The 9,685-nt window shown below is 65.5% G+C and carries 10 protein-coding genes; 8 read left to right on the top strand and 2 right to left on the bottom strand.

Annotated features, from left to right (window positions below):
* Positions 1–72 precede the first annotated feature (72 nt).
* Together thiL and ACXJL8_RS23855 are read left to right on the top strand one after the other, a co-directional pair.
* A complete protein-coding gene (gene thiL, locus ACXJL8_RS23850) occupies positions 73–1,071 on the top strand; it encodes a thiamine-phosphate kinase (RefSeq protein WP_456622189.1) in 999 nt (332 codons plus the stop codon).
* A gap of 241 nt (positions 1,072–1,312) precedes the next feature.
* Positions 1,313–3,433 (top strand): sodium-translocating pyrophosphatase, encoded by a 2,121-nt coding sequence (locus ACXJL8_RS23855; RefSeq protein WP_456622188.1) that lies wholly within the window; start codon positions 1,313–1,315, stop codon positions 3,431–3,433.
* 151 nt (positions 3,434–3,584) lie between these two features.
* Here ACXJL8_RS23855 and ACXJL8_RS23860 read toward each other — a convergent pair whose 3' ends face one another.
* Complete coding sequence (locus tag ACXJL8_RS23860; RefSeq protein ID WP_456622187.1) at positions 3,585–4,586, bottom strand: Bug family tripartite tricarboxylate transporter substrate binding protein; 1,002 nt, start codon at positions 4,584–4,586, stop codon at positions 3,585–3,587.
* Between the two features lie 117 nt (positions 4,587–4,703).
* Positions 4,704–5,189, bottom strand: coding sequence for an outer membrane protein assembly factor BamE (locus tag ACXJL8_RS23865; protein WP_456622186.1), 486 nt, complete (start codon positions 5,187–5,189; stop codon positions 4,704–4,706).
* A 98-nt stretch (positions 5,190–5,287) separates the two neighbouring features.
* Between ACXJL8_RS23865 and ACXJL8_RS23870 the strand changes: the two genes are divergently transcribed.
* The 6 genes from ACXJL8_RS23870 to ACXJL8_RS23895 form a co-directional block, all read left to right on the top strand.
* Complete coding sequence (locus ACXJL8_RS23870) at positions 5,288–5,839, top strand: ubiquinol-cytochrome C chaperone family protein (RefSeq protein WP_456622185.1); 552 nt, start codon at positions 5,288–5,290, stop codon at positions 5,837–5,839.
* Entirely contained in the window at positions 5,836–6,399 is a 564-nt protein-coding gene (locus ACXJL8_RS23875; RefSeq protein WP_456622184.1) for a YceD family protein, read from the top strand. Before ACXJL8_RS23870 ends, ACXJL8_RS23875 begins: the two co-directional genes overlap by 4 nt.
* A 299-nt stretch (positions 6,400–6,698) precedes the next feature.
* Positions 6,699–7,760: a phosphate acyltransferase PlsX gene (gene plsX / locus ACXJL8_RS23880; RefSeq protein ID WP_456622183.1), complete on the top strand. Its 1,062-nt coding sequence runs from the start codon at positions 6,699–6,701 to the stop codon at positions 7,758–7,760.
* Positions 7,757–8,737 (top strand): beta-ketoacyl-ACP synthase III, encoded by a 981-nt coding sequence (locus tag ACXJL8_RS23885; RefSeq protein ID WP_456622182.1) that lies wholly within the window; start codon positions 7,757–7,759, stop codon positions 8,735–8,737. Before plsX ends, ACXJL8_RS23885 begins: the two co-directional genes overlap by 4 nt.
* 133 nt (positions 8,738–8,870) lie before the next feature.
* The gene (locus ACXJL8_RS23890; protein WP_247983728.1) at positions 8,871–9,212 is read left to right on the top strand and encodes an integration host factor subunit alpha; all 342 of its coding nucleotides are present in this window, start codon (positions 8,871–8,873) and stop codon (positions 9,210–9,212) included.
* Between the two features lie 24 nt (positions 9,213–9,236).
* On the top strand, positions 9,237–9,685 hold a 449-nt coding region (locus ACXJL8_RS23895; RefSeq protein WP_456685688.1), incomplete at its 3' end, for a MerR family transcriptional regulator.

The following is a 9,685-nucleotide window of genomic DNA, read 5'->3' on the forward strand; positions in this document are numbered from 1 at the left end:
TCACTGCCGTCTCGGCGTACTGGATCGCCCGGTCAAGCCGGGCGATGACAGCGGTGTGTTTGGCTGACGCTGATGGCAAACCCGCACGATCCCTCCGGCGAAGACTCCCTGATCGCGCGCTATTTCAAGCCGCTGGCGACCGATCCCGGCGCGCTGGGGCTGGTCGATGATGCCGCGATCCTGTCCTCGTCCGGCGACGACATCGTTGTCACCACCGACGCCGTCGTCGAAGGCGTGCATTATCTTGCCACCGATCCGCCCGACACCATCGCGCGCAAGGCGCTGCGGGTGAACCTCTCAGATCTCGCGGCCAAGGGCGCTGTACCCGCCGGTTTCGTGCTGACGCTGGCCCTGCGCAGCAGGGAGGATCGCTGGCTCAGGCCGTTTGCGGATGCGCTCGGTGAGGACGCCAACACCTTCGCCTGCCCGCTGCTTGGCGGCGATACGGTGTCGACGCCGGGACCGCAGATGATCTCGATCACCGCCTTCGGCCGCGTGCCGCAGGGGCGGATGGTCGGCCGCACCGGCGCGCGGCCGGGCGACCTTATCCTGGTGACGGGAACGATCGGCGATGCCGCGCTCGGCCTCGACGTGCTCACCGGTGGTGCGGTGGCGGATGCGCTGGCCTCCGATCCGATCGCGCGAGAGATGCTGGTCTCGCGCTATCGCGTGCCGCAGCCGCGCAACGTGCTGGCGCAGGCCGTGCGTGACCATGCAACGGCTGCGATGGACGTCTCCGACGGGCTCGCCGGTGATCTGACGAAGCTCTGTGCGGCCTCAGGCGTCTCGGCCACCATCGACGTGGCGCGCGTGCCGCTGTCCGCGGCGGCCGCCGGCCTCGTTGCGCGTGACATCGTTTGCGTTGAGACGCTGCTGGCCGGGGGCGACGATTACGAGGTGCTGTGCACCGTGCCGGCCGCGCACAGCGATGCGCTGATTGCCGCGGGGCGGGCGGTGGGGCTCGGCGTCACGGCGATCGGCACGATCGTGGCGGGCCATGAGCGGCCGCGCTTCCTGGACGGGCAGGGCAAGGAACTGGCCCTGAAGCGGCTTTCGTACAGCCACTTCTAGGAATTGCTCCAAACCGGCGCGCGAGCGCGCTCATAGACCAAGCCTAAATACCTGCCGAGATCGGCCTTTTCGGCCGCTTACGGCGTTGCACCCGCATGCTGATTTTGGCAAGGTTGTGACCGACCAGGGCCACCCCTTCAGGCAAGGAGCGGCCCTGTTCAATATAAAGGCGCCGCACCGCACGACGGAAAAACAAAGGCGCCGGGGGTACGTACATCAAGGATCTGAGGCAAAAAATCACATGACAGCATTATGGTTGATAGTGCTCTGCGGAGTGCTTTCCGTCGTCTACGCGATTTGGGCGACGTCTTCGGTGTTGAGTGCGGATGCGGGGTCGCCGCGCATGCAGGAGATTGCGGGAGCGGTGCGGGAAGGCGCACAGGCCTACCTGCGGCGTCAGTACACCACGATCGGTCTGGTCGGCATCGTCATCTTCGTGCTGCTTGTCTATTTCCTCGGATTCTACGTCGCGATCGGTTTTGCCATCGGCGCCATCCTGTCGGGGGCGGCCGGCTTCATCGGCATGAACGTCTCGGTCCGCGCCAATGTGCGCACCGCCCAGGCCGCGACGACGTCGCTCGCAGGCGGCCTCGAGCTCGCCTTCAAGGCGGGCGCTATCACCGGCATGCTGGTGGCGGGTCTCGCGCTGTTAGGTGTGACCCTCTATTTCGGCTTCCTGGTCTATTCGCTGAAGCTTGCGCCTGACAGCCGTGTCGTCGTCGACGCCATGGTGGCGCTCGGTTTCGGCGCTTCGCTGATCTCGATCTTCGCCCGTCTCGGTGGCGGCATCTTCACCAAGGGTGCGGACGTCGGCGGCGACCTCGTCGGCAAGGTCGAGGCCGGCATTCCCGAAGACGATCCGCGCAACCCGGCCACCATCGCCGACAATGTCGGCGACAATGTCGGCGACTGCGCCGGCATGGCCGCCGACCTGTTCGAGACCTATGCGGTGACCGCGGTCGCCACCATGGTGCTCGCCGCGATCTTCTTCGCCAAGACGCCGATCCTCATGAGCATGATGACGCTGCCGCTCGCCATCGGCGGCATCTGCATCATCACCTCGATCATCGGCACCTTCTTCGTCAAGCTCGGGCCGAGCCAGTCGATCATGGGCGCGCTCTACAAGGGCCTGATTGCAACGGGCGTCCTGTCGCTGATCGGCATCGCCGGCGTGATCTACACCCTGATCGGCTTCGGCAAGCTCGACGGTGTCGAGTACACCGGCATGTCGCTGTTCGAATGCGGAATCGTCGGCCTTGTCGTCACCGCGCTGATCATCTGGATCACCGAATACTACACCGGCACCGACTATCGCCCGGTGAAGTCGATCGCGGCGGCGTCGGTGACCGGTCACGGCACCAACGTGATCCAGGGTCTTGCGATCTCGATGGAGGCGACCGCGCTGCCCGCGATCGTCATCATCGCCGGCATCCTGGTCACCTACAGCCTTGCCGGCCTGTTCGGCATCGCGATCGCGACGGCCACCATGCTGGCGCTGGCCGGCATGATCGTCGCACTCGACGCCTTCGGTCCGGTGACGGACAACGCCGGCGGCATCGCCGAGATGGCGGGCCTGCCCAAGGAGGTGCGCAAGTCGACCGATGCGCTCGACGCGGTCGGCAACACCACCAAGGCGGTCACCAAGGGCTACGCGATCGGCTCCGCCGGTCTCGGTGCGCTGGTGCTGTTCGCGGCCTATAATCAGGACCTCAAGTTCTTCATCGCGGACTCCGCGCATCACACCTATTTCGCCGGCGTCAATCCGGACTTCTCGCTCAACAACCCCTACGTGGTGGTGGGCCTGTTGTTCGGCGGCCTGCTGCCCTACCTGTTCGGTGCGATGGGCATGACCGCGGTGGGACGTGCGGCCAGCGCCATCGTCGAGGAGGTGCGCCGGCAGTTCCGCGAGAAGCCGGGCATCATGCAGGGCACCGACAAGCCGGATTACGGCAAGGCGGTCGACCTGCTGACCAAGGCGGCCATCAAGGAGATGATCATCCCGTCGCTGCTGCCGGTGCTGTCGCCGATCGTCGTCTACTTTCTGATCTACGTGATCGCAGGCGGTGGCGCGGCCGGCAAGTCGGCGGCGTTCTCGGCGGTGGGCGCGATGCTGCTCGGCGTGATCGTGACGGGCCTGTTCGTCGCGATCTCCATGACCTCGGGCGGGGGCGCCTGGGACAACGCCAAGAAGTACATCGAGGACGGCCATTACGGCGGCAAGGGCTCTGACGCCCACAAGTCGGCCGTGACCGGCGACACCGTCGGCGATCCCTACAAGGACACGGCCGGTCCCGCGGTGAACCCGATGATCAAGATCACCAACATCGTGGCGCTCTTGCTGCTGGCGATTTTGGCGCACTGAGCAGCGCCGATGAGGCAAGACAAAACCCCGCGGCGAGAGCCGCGGGGTTTTTGTTTGGTGTCGTCATTCCGGGATGGTCCGAAGGACCAGACCCGGAAGCTCGAGATTCCGGGTTCGGCTCTTTCGAGCCGCCCCGGAATGACGCTGCGCGTCACTGCACGTCCATCTGCAGACCTTCCTTCTGGATGATGCCGGCGAACTTCTTCGTCTCGGCGTCCAGGAAGTCGGAAAACTGCTGCGGCGTGCCGTAGTCGGCGCGGGCCCCCATGGCGGCGATGTTCTTCTTGATGTCGTCGCGTTCGAGCATCGCCTTGACTTGAAGATTGAGGGCTTCGAGGACCGGAGCGGGCACGCCTTTCGGCAGGAACACGGAGAACCAGGACGACACGTCGAAATTGGCAAGCTCCGGCGCGCTCTCGCGCATGGTCGGCAGATTCGGCGCGAGGTCGCTGCGCTCGGCCGTGGTGACGCAGAGCCCGGTGAGCGTGCCGTTCTGGACCTGCGGCAGGCTCGGATAGAGATTGTCGAACAGGATCTGGATGTCGCCGGCGAGCGCGGCCTGGAGCGCGGGCCCGGCGCCGCGGAACGGAATGTGCGTCATCTTCAGCCCGGTGAGCTGCAGGAACCACGCGCCGGTGAGGTGAGGGCTCTGGCCGACGCCGGAGGAGGCGTAGCTGAGCTTGTCCGGATTGGCCTTGAGGAAGGCGATCAGCTCGGCGACCGATTTGATGCCGGTCTTCGGATGCGCCGAGACGATGTTCGGGATCCGGATCATGTTGGAGACGGGCTGCAGCTGGTCCGGCTTGTAGGTGAGGTTCTTGAAGATGCTGTAGGCGATCGCGTTCGGCCCGGGATTACCGATCAGGATGGTGTGGCCGTCAGGCTTGGCGCGGACCACTTCCGCCGTGCCGATCGTGCCGCCGCCGCCGGAGCGGTTCTCCACGACGGCCGACTGGCCCCAGGCGGTTTGCAGATGGGCGGCCAGCAGCCGGCCCATCACGTCGGTCGAGCCGCCGGCCGCGGCCGGCACGACGATGCGCACGTTTTCGGTGGGTTTCCAGTCGGCAAGGCTCGTGCGCGGCAGGATGGCTGCCGCCGAAAGGCCGGCGGCACCGGTGAGCACGCGACGGCGGGACAACAAAGTTCTGAGCACGAATCCACTCCCTGTTTCTTGCTTTGCAGGGAGCGTAGGGAAGGCGGCGTGCAACGGCAAGTCGCACGCGACGGCAAGTGCCGCGCGGGAGGCGGCACGACGCCGCAGGCTGAAGCCTTAGTTAAAGCTCAGCAGCTTGAACAGCGGGGTGAGGTAGCTCATCTCCTGGCCCGAGGTCGGCGTGGTGCGGCTGATGAAGTCGAAGATCTTGCCGTCCTGGAGGCCGTAATTGGCAAGCCGGCGCACGCGCCGGTTCTTGTCGAAATAGACCGCGATCACGCGCTGATCGACCAATTTCTGATTCATGAAGGCGACCATGCGCTCCGAGCGCTGCGAGATGTAATAGAACACCTCACCGTCGAGGGTCGCGACCGTGGAGGGCGTGCCCATCACGATCAGCACCTGGTCCTGGCTCGCGCCGATCGGAATCTGCTCGAGCGCGCCGGGCGGCAGGATGTAGCCCTTCTGGAATTGCTCACCGCCGCAGCCCGCGAGCGTCGCGCCGACCAGGGCCGCGGCCGCAAGCAAGCGCAAGGCGCGCCAGCGCGCGTGAAGGCCGTGCCGCTTGTCTGCGCGCAGGCTGGTCTGGTTCGATATCGTCATTGCGGAACTGATTCCGTCCCCTTGCGTCGCGCGAGGCGCTGAAGTACCGGGCGAGGGCTCTGAATGCAACACACGCGCGCCCGCTTGCGGAAACCACAATGCTTTGGCCGTTCAATCACTTCAGGAAACCCCGCCTAGCCCCGCGCGGCACCATTGAGACCATCTATGGCATGATCGTGACGCAGGCGCGAGAACCCATATTTTACCGCGACTTGGGCGTGCCCGATACGGTTAACGGGCGTTTCGACCTGTTGCTGCTGCATTTGTGGCTGTTGCTGCGGCGCCTGCGCACCGTCCAGGGCGGCGCGGAGCTGTCGCAGGCGTTGTTCGACCGCTTTTGCGAGGACATGGACGACAATCTGCGCGAGATGGGCGTCGGCGACCAGACCGTGCCGAAGCGGATGCGGGCCTTCGGCGAGGCCTTTTATGGCCGGGCGAAGGCCTATGACGAGGCGATGGAAGGTGGCGGCGAGGCGCTGGCATCGGCCATCTGCAAGAATATCTTGAATGGTGCCGGAATGGATCAGGCGCGGCGGCTCGCGGCTTACGCCCGGGCAACGGCGGCCGATCTGGCCGGGACCGGCGAGGCGGCGCTTCTGGACGCCAGTTTCGCGTTTCCACCGGCACCTCCCGAGGACGTCACGCCATGAACCGACCGACTGCCGAATCAGATCCCTGGCGCGTTCCCGTCATCGTCGCGCACATCCCGGACACCGGCCTGCACCGCGAGCTGGAGGCTTCCGCCGCCGAGCGGCAGGCGATGGCCGGGCTCGCGGGCCTGCGCGAAGTCCTGTCCGCCCGGGCCGCCCTCGATGTCACGCTGAAAAGCGGCGGGCGCATCCATGTCACGGGTCACGTCCGCGCCCGGATCGGCCAGACCTGCGTGGTGACGCTCGATCCGATCGAGAACGAGATCGAGGAGGAGATCGACCTGATCTTCGCGCCCGAGGCCGAGGCGCGGCGGCTGACCGACCTGATCGAGGAAGGGCAGGACGACGCGGAGCCGCCGGAGGTCGTCGATCCGCCCGAGGCGATCGTTGGCGGCATCATCGACCTCGGCCGCCTCGCCACCGATGCGCTGTTCCTGGCGATCGATCCTTATCCGCGCAAGCCCGGTGTCGTGTTCGAGACCGAGGTCACCGCCACCGATCCCGGGGATCATCCGTTCGCGGTGCTCAAGGCGCTCCAGGATAAGAAGAAAGACACATAGGCGGCTCTTCCCGGCGGGGTCGATTCCGCGATTGGGTGCGAGGTGGTTGCCTGGATGGTTTGAGAGGACATCTTATCTCTTTGATTTTTATACGTTTCACACCAATTCCGGCGTCTCGGGCCGGGTCGTCCTGAATGCAAAAGACTGGGGGCAAGAGGTTGTTTCGGGATGACAAAACGCTATTGTCGCGCCCCGGCCCGGGTGCGGCGTTGCGCCCGGCCGGTCGCCATGTCCATGGCGAACCCATTTCGCGGCCCCGCTCGTTGACGACCGCGCCAGACCAGGTTTCCGGGATTTTGATGCCAAGCAAGGTTCGCATTGCGCTTGACGCCATGGGGGGCGACGTCGGCGCCGCCGTGGTTATTCCGGGCGCCGCCATCTCGCTCGGCAGGCATCGCGAGACCGAGTTCCTGCTGGTCGGGGACCGCGCCAGGATCGAGCCCGAGCTCGACAAGCACCTCGCGTTGAAGGCGGCTTCCAGGATCCTTCATACCGACGTCGCCGTCAGCATGGAGGACAAGCCGAGCCAGGCGCTGCGGCGCGGCCGCAGAACCTCCTCGATGTGGCTTGCCATCGACGCGGTGAAGAAGGGCGAGGCGGATGTCGCGGTCTCCGCCGGCAATACCGGCGCACTGATGGCGATGTCGCGCTTCCACCTCCGCACGCTGCCGGGCATAGACCGTCCGGCAATCACCGCGGTGTGGCCGACCATGCGCGGCGAGTCCGTCGTGCTCGACCTCGGCGCCACCATCGGCGGCGATGCGCGACATCTGGTGGCGCTCGCGGTGATGGGCGCGGCCATGGCGAGCGTGCTGTTCAACAAGCCGCGTCCGACCGTCGGCCTGCTCAATATCGGGGTCGAGGAGATCAAGGGCCACGAGGAGATCCGCGAGGCCGGGGAAATGCTGCGCGCGATGAACCTGCCGCAGCTCGACTATATCGGCTTCGTCGAGGGCGACGGCATTGGCAAGGGGCTGGCCGACGTGATCGTCGCCGAGGGCTTCAGCGGCAATATCGCGCTCAAGGCCGCCGAGGGAACCGCACGCCACATCGCGGCATTGCTCCGCGAGGAGATGCAGCGGAGCTGGATGTCCAAGCTCGGCTATCTCTTCGCGCGCAGAGCCTTCCAGACCCTGCGCGACAAGATGGACCCCAACAAGTCCAATGGCGGCGTGTTCCTTGGATTGAATGGGGTCGTGGTCAAGAGCCACGGCGGAATCAACGCCGAAGGCTTTGCCTATGCAATCGATGTTGGCTATGAGATGGTCAAATTCGATCTCCTGAACAAGATCAATCAGATGCTTAACCGCGACGGGGGGGCGCTCAGTTCCGTGCCAACCGCGCCGGAGGATGTTTCGTGACCAAGATTCGTTCGGTCGTGCTGGGCTGCGGGGCCTACCTGCCGGAGCAGGTGGTGACCAATGCCCAATTGGCGGCACGCATCGACACGTCCGACGAGTGGATCGTGCAGCGCACCGGCATCCGCGAGCGCCACGTCGCGGCCGAGGGCGAGTTCACCTCGCATCTGGCGATCAAGGCGGCGCAGGCCGCGCTCACTGATGCCGGCGTCGATGCGCAGTCGATCGAGCTGATCGTGCTGGCGACCTCGACGCCGGACAACACGTTTCCGGCGAGCGCGGTTGCCGTGCAGCACGGGCTCGGCATCAATCACGGCGCGGCGTTCGATCTCCAGGCGGTCTGCTCGGGCTTCGTGTTCGCGCTAGCCACCGCCGACAATTTCCTGCGCACCGGCACCTACAAGCGCGCCCTGGTGATCGGCGCCGAGACCTTCTCGCGCATCCTCGACTGGAACGACCGCGGCACCTGCGTGCTGTTCGGCGACGGTGCCGGCGCGGTCGTGCTGGAGGCGCAGGAGCAGCCGGGCCAGGCGGCGACCGATCGCGGCGTGGTGACCACGCATCTGCGCTCGGACGGCCGGCACAAGGCAAAGCTGTTCGTCGACGGCGGGCCGTCCTCGACCCAGACCGTCGGTCATCTGCGCATGGAGGGCCGCGAGGTCTTCAAGCATGCGGTCGGCATGATCACCGATGTGATCGTCGATGCCTTCGAGGCGACCGGGCTCAATGCCGACGACATCGACTGGTTCGTGCCGCACCAGGCCAACAAGCGAATCATCGACGCCTCCGCGCACAAGCTTCATATCGCACCGCAGAAGGTGGTGCTGACCGTCGACCGTCACGGCAACACCTCGGCCGCGTCGATCCCGCTGGCGCTGGCGGTGGCGCGCAAGGACGGCCGCATCAAGCGCGGCGACCTGGTTCTGCTGGAAGCGATGGGCGGCGGTTTCACCTGGGGCTCCGCGCTGGTGCGCTGGTAAGCCACACTCGATAAAATTTTGCCCGAATCAGCGCGGATTATCGATGCTTCTGCATTGATGAGCGCTGTTGACCGTCGTATCGTAACCTCATAATTTCAGACAACAATTGTTCGCCGTGATGTGGGGCAGGGCGATGACCGATACAAGTAAAACCGTAACGCGTGTTGATCTCTGCGAGGCCGTCTACCAGAAGGTGGGCTTGTCGCGCACGGAATCGTCTGCGTTCGTGGAACTCGTGCTGAAGGAGATCACCGATTGCCTCGAGCGGGGCGAGACGGTGAAACTGTCCTCGTTCGGCTCCTTCATGGTCCGCAAGAAGGGTCAGCGCATCGGTCGCAATCCGAAGACCGGCACCGAAGTGCCGATCTCGCCGCGCCGGGTGATGGTGTTCAAGCCGTCGGCGATCCTGAAGCAGCGGATCAACGCCCAGCACCGCACCAATGGCGACGGCAGCAAGGTTCAACCGGAGGCGTAACCGCGCTCCAAAAGGATCAGGCATTTGGACAAGGCGCCGGATGCGTTCCGCACCATCAGCGAAGTAGCGCAGGAACTCGACATTCCGCAGCACGTGCTGCGGTTCTGGGAGACCCGATTCTCCCAGATCAAGCCGATGAAGCGCAGCGGCGGCCGCCGCTACTACCGCCCCGACGACGTCGACCTGCTCAAGGGCATCCGCCGGCTGCTTTACGGCGAGGGCTACACCATCCGCGGCGTGCAGCGGATCCTGAAAGAACACGGCATCAAATCGGTGCAGGGCCTGGCCGACAGCTCGGCCGCGGTCTCGTTCGGGGCGATCGAGGACGCCATCGGGGCGAGCCTGATGGAGCCCGAGGAGGAGACCGGCGTCCGCGGCGCCCTCGACAGCGACGATGACGACTACCAGGGGGAGGAGGAGGAAGGCATCGACTTCCGCTTCTCAGAGACCGACGACGAGGAAATCCTCACCAC

The sequence above is a fragment of the Bradyrhizobium sp. P5_C11_2 genome (assembly GCF_054049755.1).